The organism is Pseudomonas sp. JAI115 (assembly GCF_014200835.1).
GTDB classification, from domain to species: Bacteria; Pseudomonadota; Gammaproteobacteria; order Pseudomonadales; family Pseudomonadaceae; genus Aquipseudomonas; species Aquipseudomonas putida_A.
Genome location: NZ_JACHCY010000001.1, coordinates 573,508 through 588,716, shown reverse-complemented (window position 1 = coordinate 588,716; position 15,209 = coordinate 573,508). Strand labels below are relative to the sequence as shown.

14 protein-coding genes are annotated in these 15,209 nt (G+C 62.2%); 5 read left to right on the top strand and 9 right to left on the bottom strand.

Going from position 1 to position 15,209, the window contains the following annotated elements; translation table 11 throughout:
• The gene (locus tag HDC30_RS02525) at positions 1 to 1,545 is read left to right on the top strand and encodes an MFS transporter (RefSeq protein WP_183780514.1); all 1,545 of its coding nucleotides are present in this window, start codon (positions 1 to 3) and stop codon (positions 1,543 to 1,545) included.
• 132 nt (positions 1,546 to 1,677) lie between these two features.
• Here the strand turns inward: HDC30_RS02525 and HDC30_RS02520 are convergent, their stop codons facing one another.
• Positions 1,678 to 3,069: an aldehyde dehydrogenase family protein gene (locus HDC30_RS02520; protein WP_183780511.1), complete on the bottom strand. Its 1,392-nt coding sequence runs from the start codon at positions 3,067 to 3,069 to the stop codon at positions 1,678 to 1,680.
• A gap of 103 nt (positions 3,070 to 3,172) precedes the next feature.
• Between HDC30_RS02520 and ptrR the strand changes: the two genes are divergently transcribed.
• Both ptrR and HDC30_RS02510 read left to right on the top strand, forming a co-directional pair.
• Entirely contained in the window at positions 3,173 to 4,051 is an 879-nt protein-coding gene (ptrR, locus tag HDC30_RS02515; protein ID WP_096796445.1) for a putrescine utilization regulator PtrR, read from the top strand.
• Between the two features lie 83 nt (positions 4,052 to 4,134).
• The gene (locus HDC30_RS02510; protein WP_027612998.1) at positions 4,135 to 4,797 is read left to right on the top strand and encodes a M24 family metallopeptidase; all 663 of its coding nucleotides are present in this window, start codon (positions 4,135 to 4,137) and stop codon (positions 4,795 to 4,797) included.
• Positions 4,798 to 4,800: 3 nt separating this feature from the next.
• Here the strand turns inward: HDC30_RS02510 and HDC30_RS02505 are convergent, their stop codons facing one another.
• Together HDC30_RS02505 and HDC30_RS02500 are read right to left on the bottom strand one after the other, a co-directional pair.
• Positions 4,801 to 5,424 (bottom strand): glutathione S-transferase family protein, encoded by a 624-nt coding sequence (locus tag HDC30_RS02505; RefSeq protein ID WP_183780509.1) that lies wholly within the window; start codon positions 5,422 to 5,424, stop codon positions 4,801 to 4,803.
• 104 nt (positions 5,425 to 5,528) lie between these two features.
• Positions 5,529 to 6,944, bottom strand: a complete 1,416-nt coding sequence (locus HDC30_RS02500; protein WP_183780507.1) for a cytosine permease — start codon at positions 6,942 to 6,944, stop codon at positions 5,529 to 5,531.
• Positions 6,945 to 7,342: 398 nt separating this feature from the next.
• On the opposite strand from HDC30_RS02500, the gene HDC30_RS02495 reads away from it, so the two are divergent.
• Positions 7,343 to 8,254, top strand: coding sequence for a LysR family transcriptional regulator (locus tag HDC30_RS02495; RefSeq protein WP_095136462.1), 912 nt, complete (start codon positions 7,343 to 7,345; stop codon positions 8,252 to 8,254).
• Between the two features lie 24 nt (positions 8,255 to 8,278).
• Here HDC30_RS02495 and argE read toward each other — a convergent pair whose 3' ends face one another.
• From argE to HDC30_RS02470, 5 genes are all read right to left on the bottom strand, one after another.
• A complete protein-coding gene (gene argE / locus HDC30_RS02490) occupies positions 8,279 to 9,427 on the bottom strand; it encodes an acetylornithine deacetylase (RefSeq protein ID WP_183780505.1) in 1,149 nt (382 codons plus the stop codon).
• Positions 9,424 to 10,101, bottom strand: a complete 678-nt coding sequence (locus HDC30_RS02485) for a DUF1028 domain-containing protein (RefSeq protein WP_183780503.1) — start codon at positions 10,099 to 10,101, stop codon at positions 9,424 to 9,426. Before HDC30_RS02485 ends, argE begins: the two co-directional genes overlap by 4 nt.
• A 118-nt stretch (positions 10,102 to 10,219) precedes the next feature.
• The gene (locus HDC30_RS02480) at positions 10,220 to 10,636 is read right to left on the bottom strand and encodes a RidA family protein (RefSeq protein ID WP_003225869.1); all 417 of its coding nucleotides are present in this window, start codon (positions 10,634 to 10,636) and stop codon (positions 10,220 to 10,222) included.
• Between the two features lie 58 nt (positions 10,637 to 10,694).
• Positions 10,695 to 12,014: an NAD(P)/FAD-dependent oxidoreductase gene (locus HDC30_RS02475; protein ID WP_183780501.1), complete on the bottom strand. Its 1,320-nt coding sequence runs from the start codon at positions 12,012 to 12,014 to the stop codon at positions 10,695 to 10,697.
• A gap of 251 nt (positions 12,015 to 12,265) precedes the next feature.
• Entirely contained in the window at positions 12,266 to 12,496 is a 231-nt protein-coding gene (locus HDC30_RS02470) for a hypothetical protein (protein ID WP_183780499.1), read from the bottom strand.
• A gap of 41 nt (positions 12,497 to 12,537) precedes the next feature.
• On the opposite strand from HDC30_RS02470, the gene HDC30_RS02465 reads away from it, so the two are divergent.
• Complete coding sequence (locus tag HDC30_RS02465; RefSeq protein WP_183780497.1) at positions 12,538 to 12,906, top strand: lysozyme inhibitor LprI family protein; 369 nt, start codon at positions 12,538 to 12,540, stop codon at positions 12,904 to 12,906.
• Positions 12,907 to 12,937: 31 nt separating this feature from the next.
• On the opposite strand, the gene HDC30_RS02460 is transcribed toward HDC30_RS02465, so the two are convergent.
• The gene (locus HDC30_RS02460) at positions 12,938 to 15,067 is read right to left on the bottom strand and encodes a TonB-dependent receptor domain-containing protein (RefSeq protein WP_183780495.1); all 2,130 of its coding nucleotides are present in this window, start codon (positions 15,065 to 15,067) and stop codon (positions 12,938 to 12,940) included.
• Positions 15,068 to 15,209 lie beyond the last annotated feature (142 nt).

The window sequence follows — 15,209 nt, the reverse complement described above, 5'->3', positions numbered from 1 at the left end:
ATGACAACGGTCGCTCATCAACCAGGCGCGCATAACAAGCTGCTGATCCTCGCGGCCGTGTGCCTGTCGGCATTGGTACTGCCCTTGAGTTTTACCGGTGGCGCGGTGGCGACGCCCGCCATTGGCCGTGATCTGGGCGGAAGTCCCGTGGCCCTGACCTGGATCACCAATGCGTTCATGTTGTCGTTCGGCAGTTTGCTGATGGCGGCGGGAGCGTTGGCCGACGTCTATGGGCGTAAACGCCTGTTCAGCTTCGGCATGTTGCTGTTCACCGCAGCATCGATTGCGCAGAGCCTGGCACCGTCGGTGTACTGGCTGGATGGGCTGCGTGCGGTGCAGGGCGTGGCCGGTGCTGCGGCGTTGGCCAGCGGTTCAGCGTCGCTGGCGCAGGAATTCGAAGGCCATGCGCGGACCCGCGCGTACAGCGTACTCGGTACCACATTCGGCATCGGTCTGGCTTTCGGGCCGCTGCTGGCCGGTGCATTAATCGAGGTGTTCAACTGGCGGGCGATTTTTGTTTTCACCGCGCTGATCGGCGTGATCGCCATGGTCTTCGGCCTGCCCCGCATGCGCGAAAGCCGCAACCCGGATGCCACGGGACTGGATTGGCCGGGCACGATCACCTTCAGTGCGATGCTGGCGCTGTTCACCGTCGGCGTGATTCAGGCCCCGGAAAGCGGTTGGGGCAGCCCGCTGGTGGGCGGTCTGCTGGGCGCTTCGGCATTGTTGCTGGGGTTGTTCGTGATCATCGAAAAGCGCGTCAAACATCCGATGCTCGATCTGACCCTGTTGCGTTTTCCGCGCTTCATCGGCGTGCAGATGCTGCCGATCGGCACCTGTTTTTGCTACATCGTGCTGGTGGTGATGTTGCCATTGCGCTTTATCGGCGTGGAAGGCTTGAGCGAAATCGACGCCGGCCTGCTGTTGCTGGCGCTGTCGGCGCCCATGCTGGTGGTACCGATGCTGGCGGCGTCGCTGACCCGGTTTGTCTCGGCGGGAATCCTGTCGGGGATCGGTTTTCTGATCGCTGCGGTGGGCTTGCACGGGTTGAGCCTGTACAACGTCGGCGAGCCAGAATCCGCCTTGGTCATTGCGATGCTGTTGATCGGGATTGGCACCGGTTTGCCGTGGGGCTTGATGGATGGTCTGTCGGTCAGCGTCGTACCGAAAGAGCGCGCGGGGATGGCGGCGGGGATCTTCAATACCGTGCGCGTGGCGGGTGAGGGTATTGCGCTGGCGGTGGTGGGCGCAGTGCTGACTTCGCTGCTGCATACCGATCTGACGGGGGCAGTGGCAGGCAGTGTCGATGCGGCGTTGATTGCCGAGACCGCGCACCGGGTCACCATGGGGGACATGGCGCATGCGCTCAACACCGTTCCGGGGCTGGCCAAAGAGCGTCTAGTGCAGGGTTATGCCACGGCGTTTCAGTACCTGTTGCACATCCTTACGCTGATTACCCTGGCCTCGGCGGCGGTGGTGCTCGGGTTGTTGAGCAAGGGGCGGGCGGTTGCGCAGCCGCAAAAAACAGCGCCCGACTTGCTATAGCGGTGTGTGCGGAATTTTCGAGTGTGGGAGCGGGCTTGCTCGCGAAGGCGTCAGGTCAGTCACTATCAATGCTGAACATGCCGGCCCCTTCGTGAGCAAGCCCACTCCCACCAGTGCGTGTTGGAGTCCTGATTATTTGCGATCCAGCCACACGGTCTGCGCATTGCAGAACTCGCGCACGCCGAAGTGCGAGAGCTCGCGGCCGAAACCGCTTTTCTTCACGCCACCGAAGGTCACGCGCGGGTCGCTGGCGGAGTAGCCGTTGATGAACACGCCGCCGGTGTCCAGTTCGCTGGTCAGTTGCTGGGCCAGTGCGACGTTGGCGGTGTAGATCGTCGCGGTCAGGCCGAAGTCGCTGTCGTTGGCCAGGGCGATGGCGTGGGCGCAATCGCGGGCGGTGATGATCGAGGCGACCGGGCCGAACAGTTCCTGTTTGAACGAGGTCATGCGGTCGGTGACATCGGCCAGCACGGTTGGCTCGTAGTAGTTGCCCGGGCCTTGCGCCTTGCCGCCGCCAAGCAACAGGGTGGCGCCTTCTTCGAGGGTGTCGCGCACTTGCTGGTCGAGTTCATCACGCAGATCGAAACGCGCCATCGGCCCGATGTAGGTGTCGGCGGACAGCGGATCGCCGACTTTCAATTGACGCGTGGCCTCGACGAATTTGCGGGTGAACTCCTCGACCACGTCCTCTTCGATGATCAGGCGCTTGGCCGCGGCGCAGACCTGGCCGGAGTTCTGGTAGCGACCGATGACGGCAGCCTGCACGGCCTCATCAAGATCCGCATCATTGAGCACGATGAACGGGTCGGAACCACCCAGTTCCAGCACGCACTTCTTTAGCGCGGCACCGGCCTGAGCACCGATGGCCATGCCGGCACGGACGCTGCCGGTCAGGGTTACAGCAGCGATGCGCGGGTCGGCGATGGCGGTGGAAACGCCTTCCGGGGTGACGTTGATCACTTCAAACACGCCATCGGCAAAACCGGCGCGTTTAAAGGCGTCGCGCAGCAGGTAGGCGCTGCCCATCACGTTTGGCGCATGTTTGAGCACGTAAGTGTTGCCGGCGATCAGTGCCGGAACGGCACCGCGCAGCACTTGCCAGATCGGGAAGTTCCACGGCATCACCGCGAGGATCGGGCCGAGTGGTCGGTACTCGATGCGCGCCTTGCCGCCTTCGACCTGAGTCGGTTCGGCGTCGAGCATCGCCGGGCCGTGTTCGGCATACCACTCGCAGAGCTTGGCGCATTTCTCGATTTCGCCACGGGCCTGGGCGATCGGCTTGCCCATTTCCAGGGTAATCATGGTCGCCATGGCTTCGGCGGTTTCGCGTAGGGCGCCAGCGAGGGCGGTGAGGGCGCGGGAGCGATCCTGCAGCGGCTTGCGTTTCCATTTCGAGAAACCGAATGCGGCGCGGGTCAGCGCGGCGTCGAGGGCTTCGGCGGATTCAAAGGCGTAGTGACCGATTTGTTCGCCGGTGGCGGGGTTGATCGAGATGGCGTGGGTCTGGCTGGAAATCTGGCTCATGGCTGGCTCCTGCGAGTTCAGTGGATGGGCCTAGAGTAGGGTGGCGTTTGTTTTCTGGAAACTGAATAATAAAGATCGTTTCTTTCACGATTGGAGAATGACTGTGGATCTGGTGCAGCTGGAAATCTTCAAGGCCGTTGCCGAGCACGGCAGCATCAGCGCCGCCGCGGCGCAGATTCATCGCGTGCCATCGAACCTGACCACGCGGATCAAACAGCTGGAGCAGGACTTGGGCGTCGACCTGTTCATTCGCGAGAAAAGCCGTCTGCGCCTGTCGCCCGCCGGCTGGAGTTTTCTCGAATACGCGCGGCGCATTCTCGATCTGGTGCAGGAGGCGCGAGCCACGGTCGCGGGAGAAGAGCCGCAGGGCGCGTTTCCTCTTGGCTCGCTGGAAAGCACCGCAGCGGTGCGGATTCCTGAACTGCTCGCGGCGTACAACCAGTTGCATCCCAAGGTCGATCTGGATCTGTCGACCGGCCCGTCCGGGACAATGATCGACGGCGTACTCGCCGGGCGCTTGGCGGCGGCGTTCGTCGATGGCCCGGTGCTGCACCCGGCGCTGGAAGGCGTGCCGGCGTTCGAGGAAGAGATGGTCATCATCGCGCCGCTCAATCACCCCCCGGTGCGGCGCGCGGCGGATGTGAACGGCGAGAACATCTACGCGTTCCGCTCCAACTGCTCCTATCGTCATCACTTCGAAAAATGGTTCAGCACCGACGCTGCCGTGCCGGGCAAGATTTTCGAGATGGAGTCCTACCACGGCATGCTCGCCTGCGTCAGTGCCGGCGCCGGGCTGGCGCTGATGCCGCGCAAAATGCTGCAGAGCATGCCTGGCAGCGCAACCGTGAGCGTGTGGCCGCTGGCGGCGGATTTTCGCTATCTGACCACCTGGCTGGTGTGGCGCCGGGGCACGGTGTCGCGCAGCTTGAGCATGTTCGTGCGTTTGCTGGAGGAGCGCGGTGTGGTGCGTGCGGAAGAGTAATTGACACGTTGTGTCATGGCTGTATCTTGATCGGCGTTTCGCAATATAAAAAACTACACAGCGTAGCCATGAGGAACAAGCAAATGAGTGCAGCCCTGAGCGGTAAAGAAGCAGTCGGTGAGCGGTTTGTGCTGGAGACGATGCGCCACGCGCAGAATCTGACCTGGAACGCCGTTGACGCCATCGCCCAGGTGATCAAGCCCGGCATGCGTGAGTCCGAAGCCCAGGAGCGGGGCAAGCAGATTCTCGCCGAACTGGGCATGGACCGCATCTGGCATCCACTGCTGATTCGCTTCGGCGCCAATACGCTGAAGGCGTTCAAGGAGCGTTCCGAAGGCGATCCGGTGCTCGGTGACAACGATATTTTCTTCATTGACATGGGCGTGGTCTGGCAGGGGCACGAAGGCGATGCCGGCGCAACCTTCACCACCGGCTCCGATCCGGAAATGATCGCCTGTGCAGCGGCGTCCAAAGAGCTGTTCAAGCGCGTCGAGGCGTTATGGCGCCAAGGCGTGAGCGGTGTCGAGTTGTACCGTTACGCCAGCGATCAGGCTGAAACCATGGGCTGGAAACTCAATCTCGACATCAAGGGCCACCGCGTCAGCGATTTCCCGCACGCGATCCATCGCGGCGGCAATCTCGGCGATTTCGACCAGACGCCAAATGCCGGGGTGTGGATTCTGGAAATCCAGATCGCCCACCCGCAGCGACCGTTCGGCGCGTTTTATGAAGATCTGTTGATCTGATTGTCACGGCGTACCGTTTCCGCCGTACAGGCGAAAGCCTTCACGTTGGCTCAGACGCTCGTAATAAGCGCTGACGGCGGCATAGTCCGGATGCGCGAGCGGCGTTTCGAACCAGCGGTTGACTGACAGCCCGATGGGGATATCGGCGAGGGAAAACCGGTCGCCACTGACGTAGGCGCCAGTCTTCTGCAACTGTTGATCGAGGATGCCCATGGTCTGCGACCACTGCTCGATGCCCTTGGCCAGAGCGGCGCTGTCCTGATAATTCGCTGACTGGCGCACCAGCGACATGAACGCATACGACCACGACCGGTTCAACTCCGAGGCCTGCCAGTCGATCCACTGATCGACCCGCGCACGAACTCGCGGCTCGGCGGGGTAGAGGTCTGCGCCGCCATAGTTGCCCGCCAGATAACGAATGATCGTGTTCGATTCCCACAGGGTGAAATCGCCGTCCTGAATCACCGGCACCATGGCGCAGGGGTTGAGGGCGAGAAACTCCGGGGTGTCGGTGGGTTTGAAGCCCGAGCCCCAATCCTCACGCTCGAACGGGATCTGCAGTTCAGCGCAGGTCCACAGCACTTTGCGCACGTTGATCGATGACGCCTTGCCCAGAATTCGCAGCATGAGTTTTCCCTGTCTCGTGGGTGCCTGTCGGGGCAACAAGAAATACCACACCACAACGCAGAAGGCCCGCGCATGGCGGGCCTTCTTTTTACATCGAATCAATCTCAGTGACTGCCCACCAGTTTCCCGCCCATCATCCGCCGCCGATAGGCGCTGTCACGATTGGCCAGCCAGAAGTACAGCGGCGACGTCACCAGCAACCCCACCAGCCACGACAGGTCCGCGCCGTTGATGTGCGCCGACACCGGGCCGACGTACAGCGGGGTGTTCATGAAGGGGATCTGCACCGCAATGCCGATCGCATAGGCCAGTAGTGCCTGCGGGTTGTAGCGCCCGTAGATACCGCCGTCGACCTGGAAGATCGACTGGATGTCGTACTTGCCCTTGTGGATGGCGTAGAAGTCGATCAGGTTGATCGCGGTCCATGGCACCAAAACCACCAGCAGCACCAGCACCATGTCGACAAAGTGACCGATGAAGTCCTTCGACGCGCCGACGGCGGCGAAGCAGCAGGCCAGCAGCACGATGATCGAAATCACCGCACGGCTCTTGGCGGTCGGAATCCAGCGATAGGCAAAGGTCTGCACCAGAGTGATCAGCGACAGCACCGCGCCGTACAGGTTGAGGGCGTTGTGGCTGATCACGCTGAGCAGGAACAGCACCAGCATCAGCGGCCCGATCGAGCCAGTGGCGAGTTTGACCGCGTCCATGGTGTCCATGCCCACCGGGGTCGCGAGCACGGCGACGGCACCGAAGATGAACGCCAGACTCGAGCCCAGCGCCGAACCCAGATACGTGGTCCAGAACGTCGACGAGACCTTGACGTCGGCCGGCAAATAACGCGAATAGTCGGACACGTACGGCGCAAACGCGATCTGCCACAGCGCGGCGAGCGACACGGTGGCGAGCCAGCCGGAAAGGTTGAAGCTGCCGCGGGTGAGGAAGTCATCGGTTTGAATATGGGTGAAGATGTAGCCGAAACCGACGACGATGCCGATCCCCAGCACCCAGGTGCCGATGCGGTTGAGCACGTGGATGAAGCGGTAGCCGATGATGCCGATGATCCCCGACCCGAGAGCGCCGATGACGATGCCGACCGGCACCGGCACGCTGTCGAGCACGCCGTGCAGCGACTTGCCGGCCAGCACGATGTTGGAGGCAAAGAAGCCGATGTACATGACCCCGGCAATCAGCACCACCAGCAGCGCGCCGAGCGAGCCGAACTGCGCGCGGCTCTGGATCATCTGCGGAATGCCCATCTGCGGGCCTTGCGCCGAGTGCAGTGCCATCAGCACGCCGCCGACCAGATGACCGACCAGAATCGCGACGATGCCCCAGACCAGATTCAAGTGGAACAACTGCACGCCCAGCGCGCCGGTGACGATGGGCAACGGCGCGATGTTGCCGCCGAACCACAGCGTGAACAGATCCCTGACCTTTCCGTGGCGATCTTCGGGGGGCACGTATCCTATCGTGTGTTTTTCAATGAGCGGCGCGGATGTTGTTGCAGAGGTGGACATGACGAACTCCAAGGCAAGGATGAGTACGTGGACGTACTTCGGTAAGCGCCGACACGGACGGCGCATTTCTTGTTGAAGCGATCATGTGCAAAGGCCCGGGATAGATAAATTAGTAAGTTTGTTGCTTCAGACCTTAAAAAATATATGCCGCGTGTAATGCGTAGCTCCGGTATGTTCAGGCTTCACTCTGTCCTGGATTTACACAGTTTTGTGGTGAGGGGATTTATCCCCGATGGGCTGCGAAGCGGCCCCTCTTTTGACTTTAGAAACAGGGGCCGCTTCGCGCCCCATCGGGGATAAATCCCCTCACCACAGAGCCTCCTGACTACAGATAAATGTCCTGACAACAGATAAATCTCCTCACCACAAAAGCGTTGTCTCACTTGCAGAGGTTTTATATGGCCGCCTACAACCTGCGCCAGCTCAAATACTTCGTCACCACCGCCGATTGCGGCAGCGTCGCCGAAGCCTCGCGCAAGCTTTATATCGCCCAGCCGTCGGTCTCCACCGCGATCAAGCATCTGGAAGAGAGCTTCGGCGTGCAGCTGTTCATCCGCCATCACGCCCAGGGTGTGTCGCTGACGCCCAGTGGCTCGCGGTTCTATCGCAAGGCGCTGGAGTTGCTGCGAGTGGCGCATGAGTTCGAGCAGAACGCGCTGGCGGACAACGACGTGGTTTCCGGACAGATCGATATCGGCTGTTTCGAAACCGTCGCGCCGCTGTACCTGCCGCGCCTGATCGCCGGGTTCAAGCAGCGCTGGCCGGGGGTGGAAATCCGTATTCGCGATGGCGAACAACAGGAACTGGTGCAGGCGCTGACCGCCGGCAGCATCGATGTGGCGATGCTCTTCGAACATGACCTCGACACCACCATCGACACCACGCCGCTGATGCCGCCGCAGCAGCCTTACGCCTTGCTGCCGGCCGACCACCGTTTTGCGCAACAGGCGAAAGTCTCGCTGCACGATCTGGTGCTGGAGCCGATGATCCTGCTCGACGTGGTGCCCAGCCGTACCTACTTCGTGAGCATTTTCGAGGAGCGCGGACTGACCCCGCATATCGTCTTCAGCTCGCCGTCGATCGAGATGGTGCGCGGCATGGTCGGGCGTGGATTCGGCTTTTCGATTCTGGTGACCCGGCCGTTCGGCGAATACACCTACGACGGGCAGAAAGTGGTGTGCGTGCCGCTGGCGGAAACCGTGACCGGCTCGGGCTTGTCGGCAGCCTGGCTGCGTCGGGTGCAACTGACCAAACCGGTGCAGTTGTTCGTTGATCATTGCCGTGAGGAATTGGCCCGACTGCACGCTTGAAGGCAGGCAGTCAGGCCGAAAGGATCAGGCGCGAATCGAGGCCAGCATCCGTTGCAGCATCGCATCGCAGGCATCGAGTTGCGCGCGGCTGACAAACTCGTCAGGTTTGTGCCCCTGATCCATGCTGCCGGGGCCACAGACCACGGTGGGAATACCCGCCGCATCGAACAGCCCGCCCTCGGTGCCGAACGCCACGGTGCCAAACTCCTGCGAACCGCAGAACGCCGCGATCAACTCCGCCGCCTGACTCTGCGCATCGGTAGCCAGGCCCGGATAGGCCGACAGCTCACTGAAACGAATCGCGCTGTGCTCACTCACTGCCCGCATGCGCGGCAGCACTTGCTGCTCGGCGTAAGCCTGCAACTGCTGCGCGACCTGGGTTGGATCCTGCGAGGGCAGGGTGCGGATCTCGAAGTCGAAGCGGCAATCGGCGGGGACGATGTTCAGCGCTTTGCCGCCGCTGATCACTCCGGTCTGCACCGTGCTGTAGGGCGGATCGAAACGTGCGTCCTGCTGCTCGGGCGCCTTCAGTTGCTGGCCGATGCGCCCCAGTTCGCCGATCAGCTCGGCGGCGTACTCGATGGCGTTGACCCCCAGCGGTGCGTAAGCCGAATGGCACGGATGACCATGCACGTCGCAGCGCATCGCCAGTTTGCCTTTGTGGCCGAGCACCGGTTTCAGTTCGGTGGGTTCACCGATGATGCACAGCAAAGGTTTGACTGGACGCTGCTCCAGTTCTGCGAGCAACGAGCGCACCCCGAGGCAGCCGACTTCTTCGTCATAGGACAGGGCGATGTGCACCGGCATGCGCAGCTCTGCAGCGACCAGCGCCGGCACCAACTCCAACACGCAAGCGATGTAGCCCTTCATGTCGGCGGTGCCGCGCCCGAACAGCTTGCCGTCGTGCTCGCTGAGTTCAAACGGCGCTACTGTCCATGGTTGACCATCGACCGGCACCACATCGGTGTGCCCCGAGAGCACGATGCCCGGGTGCTCGGCCGGGCCAATGGTCGCGAACAGATTGGCCTTGCTGCGCTCGGCGTTGTAGATCAGCTCGCACGGCACATCGAAGCCTGCGAGGTAATCACGCACGAACTCGATCAGCTGCAGGTTGGATTCGCGGCTGGTGGTGTCGAAGCCCACCAACGTCCTGAGCAACCCGACACTGTTCATCGATCATCACCGGCAACGCCATAACCCGGCGCCTTGGCCGGGTCGAGGGCGCGGTCGATGTAGTCCTGCAACTGCGGCTGATAGGCGTCCCAGAGTTTTTGCAACTGGCCAATCGGGTCTGCGTCTGCCCAATCAACGCGCAAATTGACGATCGGCCAGGTCTGATCGCCGACCACCACCACGGCTGCCGAATGCACGGGACCTGCCTCGCCACCAAGGGCCTGGGCGGCGTGCAAGGCCTTGAGCAAGCGGTCGGCCAACTGGCCTTCGCCGTCCTCAAAGGCACTGACCATCGCTTCGATTACCGAGCGCCCGGCGAGCATGTTGCCGGCGGCCACGCATTGTTCGCCGGAGACCGCGTTGTGCACGCCGAGGGTTTGCGCGCCGCTGAAATGCGCGGTCTGGCCGAGGTGGTTGATCGCGGTGATCTGTCGGTACTGGCTGTAGCCGTTGCGCGTCAGCACCTGGTCCAGCGCCGCGTCGGACGCGTGGCCTTGCTCCATCAATGCGAGGACTTCCGGGCCGAGGGAGGGCAGAGTGATGTTCTGGCTTGACACCGCGCCGACACCCGGCAACAGCCACGGGCAACGCGCGCCGACGGCGATGCTGGAGGAACTGATAGCGACACCGAACTGGCCGGTTTCGGGGCAACGGGCTGCGATTGAAAAGGTCATGGTCTAACTCCTTGTGTGTCTGGGCCGGCCTCTTCGCGAGCAGGCTCGCTCCCACAGGGGATTGCATTTCAATGTGGGAGCGAGCCTGCTCGCGAAGGCCGCGACTCGGTCTTCCGACTTACTCGGGAATCACCGCCACCACATCAATCTCCATCAGCCACTGCGGCTGCCCCAGTGCCGACACCACCAGCCCGGTGGAGATCGGGAACACGCCTTTGAGCCACTTGCCGACTTCCTGATACACCGGTTCGCGGTAGCGCGGGTCGATCAGGTAGGTGGTGGTCTTGACGATATGGCTCATGTCGCTGCCGGCTTCTTCCAGCAGTTGCTTGACGTTGCGCATCGCCTGTTCGGCCTGCGCACGCGGATCCCCGAGGCCCACCAGATTGCCGTCGAAATCAGTGCCGACCTGACCCCGGACATACACGGTGTTGCCGGCGCGCACGGCCTGGCACAAATCGTTGTCCAGGGTCTGGTTCGGGTAAGTGTCCTTGGTGTTGAACATACGGATGCGGGTGTGGGTTGGCTTGCTCATGTACAGCTCCAGACGAGGTGATCAGCGGCGCACCGGGCACCGCCGCGAAAGAGGGCAATCAAGCGTCGACGGTATCGGCGGCTTTGGTGCTGGCGGTCGAGTGCAGGGCCGCTTCACGCTGCTCGGCATCCTTGTAGTCGAGGTATTTACGCTGGGTGGCGATGTGATCGGCCACGTGTTTGGCGTCGTGCCACACGCCCCAGATGAACGACGAACCGCGTCGCGACTGCCATGGCAGCCCGAGGAAATACACCCCCGGCTCGCTGGACACGCCGCGCTGGTGCTGCGGTTTGCCCTTGTCGTCAAACGCTGCAACCTGCAGCCAGGAATAATCCACGGCGAACCCGGTGGCCCAGATGATCGAAGTGATACCGGCTTCGGCCAGATCCAGATCGAGCAGCGGATTTTTCACGCACTCGGGATCCGGATAGGTTTCGCGCGCCTCGGGTTCTTCGGGCAGATCCAGGCCATTACGTTCGATGTAGGCATCCGCGGCATCCAGCAGCGCCAGATAGTTTTCGTCGCCACGCTTGAGGTTGTCGCGCAGATCCTGCTTGAAGGTCACCACGCCGTTGCTGAACGACTCGGTGACGCCGACCAAGGTCATGCCGCGATGGGCCAGACCACGGAAGTCGATGGTGCGCCCGCCATGCGCGCCGCTGACCGCGATGGTCACGTGCTCGCGACCGGGTTTCATCGCCGCCTGATCCCACTCGCCGAGCACCCCCAGCCACCAGCAGAAATCACGGTTGCGATAGGCACGCGGCGGACGGTCATGCGCACCGACCGACAGATAGACCTGCTTGCCGGAACGCTGCAATTCATCGGCAATCTGCACGCCCGACGAACCAGCGCCAACCACCAGCACTGCGCCTGCGGGCAGTTGCTGCGGGTTGCGATAATCAGCGGAGTGGATCTGCAACAGACGTAGGTCTTGCGGCGCGATCGGCGGGATCACCGGGCGCTGGAACGGGCCGGTTGCCGCGACCACGCGGCTGGCCTCGATCACGCCTTCGGAGGTCTCGACGGTGAAGCCCGGACGCCCGACATTGCGCACCACGCTTTTGACCTCGACCCCGGTGCGGATCGGCGCGTTGAATTTCTTCGCATAGGCTTCGAAATAGTCCGCGACGCGCTCCTTGGGGGCGAAACCGTCGGGGTCGACATCATCGAATTCCAGCCCCGGAAAACGGTCGTGCCACGCCGGACCGTTGGCCACCAACGAGTCCCAGCGCCCGCTGCGCCAGCGTTCGGCAATGCGGCTGCGTTCCAGCACCAGATGCGGCACACCGAGTTTGCTCAGGTGCTCGCTCATCGCCACACCGGCCTGTCCGGCCCCCACGACAAGCGTGTCTGTTTTTATTATTTCAGTGGTCATTTCTACATCCTTCCTGGCAAGGCAAGTGGATTCGGATCGCTTCAGGCTTGTCCGTTTTGCTTGCGGTCAGACTAGGCAGGAGGGGGGTATCGGTAAAATATTATTAAGCTGGGATGTGAATACAAATTGCTGAAGCAGAAGGGATGAAGCCAGTAAAACCGCGGCTTGCAGGGCAAGGGGAGGGTTGTCCCGGGCAGGAAAACCCGGGACAGACAATGAAAATTTCTACTTCAAGGACGGGGAGTGTTGCGTCAGTTGCCGTCGGCGACTTTGCGCTTGATTTCATCGGTCTTACGCTTGAGCTCCTCGGCATCCTGTTCCTTTTCACGAATGGACGTGGGTGTAATCACCTCATCCACGGTGCGGGTGTCGTCGTCGCGGTCCTGCAGATCGCGGCGCACCACATCCACCGGTTTGCCCGAGGAATCGAGCGATGGTGCGTTATGCGGGGTTGCAGGCTTGCTGTCGTCGGTGCTTTTCATTTCTCATACCTCCATTGACTTACAACGTTGGATACGACGACATGACACGAGTTCGAGAAATTTCACGGGTGACCGCTGCCGCCCTCGGCTGTGCGCTGCTGATCGCTGCCAATTCGGCACACGCCGCCAGTTTCGACTGCGCCAAGGCCAAAGCCGCAGACGAAAAAGCGGTCTGCGCCAACCGCACGCTGAACGATCTGGACGTCACCATGGGCGAGCTGTTCAGCCTCGACAAACGCCTGCTGCCGATGGGCGGACGCGATGCTTTGATCGGTGAGCAGCAAGCCTTCCTGAAAAACCGCAAGGCCTGTGGCGCGAAGGTCGGGTGTCTGACTGACCTGTATCAGAAGCGCGTCGTTGCCCTGCGCAGCATCATCGAGACGCGGGTGATGACGCAGGGGCCGTTTTGACCCGCTGCGTTTGTCTGGTCAGAGCATGCCGTCAGAGCAAACTCCACGATACCCCGACATAAACCCCCAGCCCTTCACCCGGCGTAGACCGCGCCGCATCCAGGCCTTTGTCGTCATACCCCGGCGTCACCGTCGCGGCGTAGTGCTTATTGGTCAGGTTGCGCAGGTCGAGCCAGGTTTGCCAGTCGTTTTTCGGCGCGTTGTAGCCGACGGTGGCGCCGAACAGTGCGTAGGGATCGGCGTAGTAGCTGTTGGCGTAATCCACCGCGACTTTGGACACCAGCTGCGTGTTGACCGCCGCGAAGAAACCCTGCGGCCAGTCGTGGCGCAGTTCGCCCTGGTAATAGTGCATCGGCAGGCCGGGCAGGCGGTTGTCGCCGAAACGCTGGTCGTCGCGGTAGTGGAAATCGCTGAAGGTGTAGGCCTGGCGCAGGCTCAATTTACGTCCGTCGGCGGCTGACCACAGCGTGCTCTGCAGACTGGCTTCCACGCCTTGGTGCACGGTGGGGCTGGCGTTGAGTTCGTACGGGGTGACGGCGTTGGCATCCGGCAGTACCGACAGCAATTCGTGGCGCACCTGCGCGTAGTACCACGCCAGGCTCCACTGGCCGAGGGTGCTGTCGCCGCGACCGCCGAGTTCGAAGGTGGTTGCGGTCTGGTTCTGCAGTTTGATCGGGTCGCTCTGGGTGCCGGTCGCCGCACCGTTGCCGGCCGGGAAGCGGATGTTCGAGCTGTAGATCAGCGACCACGGGTGCGGTGCTTCGACCGAACGGCTGAGGTTGCCGAACAGTTGCAGGTCCGGCGTGACCTGATAACGCAGACCCAGTCGTGGCGCGTAATCCCAGTCGTTCATGCTGGTCTTGCCGCCGCTTTGCGGGTAGGTGACGGCGCTTTCGCGGCGGGTGTAAATGGCGGCGAGGCCGGTGGTCAGCCACAGGTCGTCGGCGATTTCCAGGTCGTTGCCCACGTGCAGAACGGTGTCCGAACCCTGATAGGTGAAGTTGCGCATGCGGATGCCCGGGACATACGCGGCGGTGTTGCCGGACGGGATGCGCACGAACTCACTGGCGCCGTCGTTGGGCAGGTGTTTGGTGGTGCGCAGGCCCACAGTGCTGCGGCTTTCCATGCCGAACAGGGTGTCGCGGCGCTTGTAATCGAACGTGCCGCTGACGTCGGTGTAGGCCACCTTCAGACGGTTCGGGCCTTCGCGCAGGTCCATCGGGTAGTCGTGATAGACCAGCCCGGTCTGAATGCTCGAATCGTCGTCGATGTAGTAGGTGGTCTTGTTGCCGATGAAGGTGCTGCCCGGTTGTTTGCGGCTGTCGTCGCGCGCCACGTAGGCCGGGTTGGCCGCCCGTGGAGTGTGCTCGATCGAGTGTTTGGTCACGCGGCCGGCGAGGTCGTTGTCGGTCTCGCGATAGCGGAAATAGAAGCGGGTTTCCAGGTTCGGATTGAAGCGATAACCGAAGTTGGCGATCACGCCTTTGCTCTCGCTGGCGGTGTGATCCTGATACCCATCGGCGTTCGAGTCGGTCAGCGACACGTAGTAGTCGAAGTCGCCCAGCACCTGCCCGGAACTCACCTGACGCTGCTGATAACCATGGCTGCCGGTGGCATAGCGCACCTGCAATTTCGGCGCGTCATAGCCGGTGTGGCTGACGTAATCGATGGCGCCACCCAGCGCCAGTGCGCCCCGATCAAAACCGTTGGCGCCGCGCAGCACCTCCACATGGTCGAGCCACAGCGGTTCGAGCAATTCGTAGGGCGTGCCGCCGGGGCCGGTCAGCGGCAGGCCGTCGAGCATCGTGTACAACCCCGAAGCGTGCGCGCCCGGTGCGCGGTTGATCCCCGAACCACGGATCGAGATTTTCACCCCTTCATTACCCGCCGATTGCGCGTAGACCCCAGGCTGATACGCCAGCACATCCTGATTGCTCGCCACCCGGCCCTGCAACGGCTGGCGCAGGTCAACCACGTTGCTGCCGCCTGGCACCTGCGCCAGACGCGATTGGGCCTCGGCCACAGAGGCGTCGACGCCGCTTTGTTCTTCAGCCGAAATCAGCACCTGTTCCAACTCCATGCTTTGGGGTTCCTCGGCCATGACCGGGCAGGCGAGGGCCAGGCCCAGCAGGGCAGAGGGCAGGGATTTGGGCGACGGCATCGAAGAAACTCCAGGCAGACAGGAACGGGCAATGAACAGTGCGACGCAAGAAGGAACGACGGAAACACATGGCAATTTTGCTTTTTTAACGGGGCGCTGCGTGGCAGGCGGGGGCAGGATTGCTCAGGAGGCGGCAGTCAGG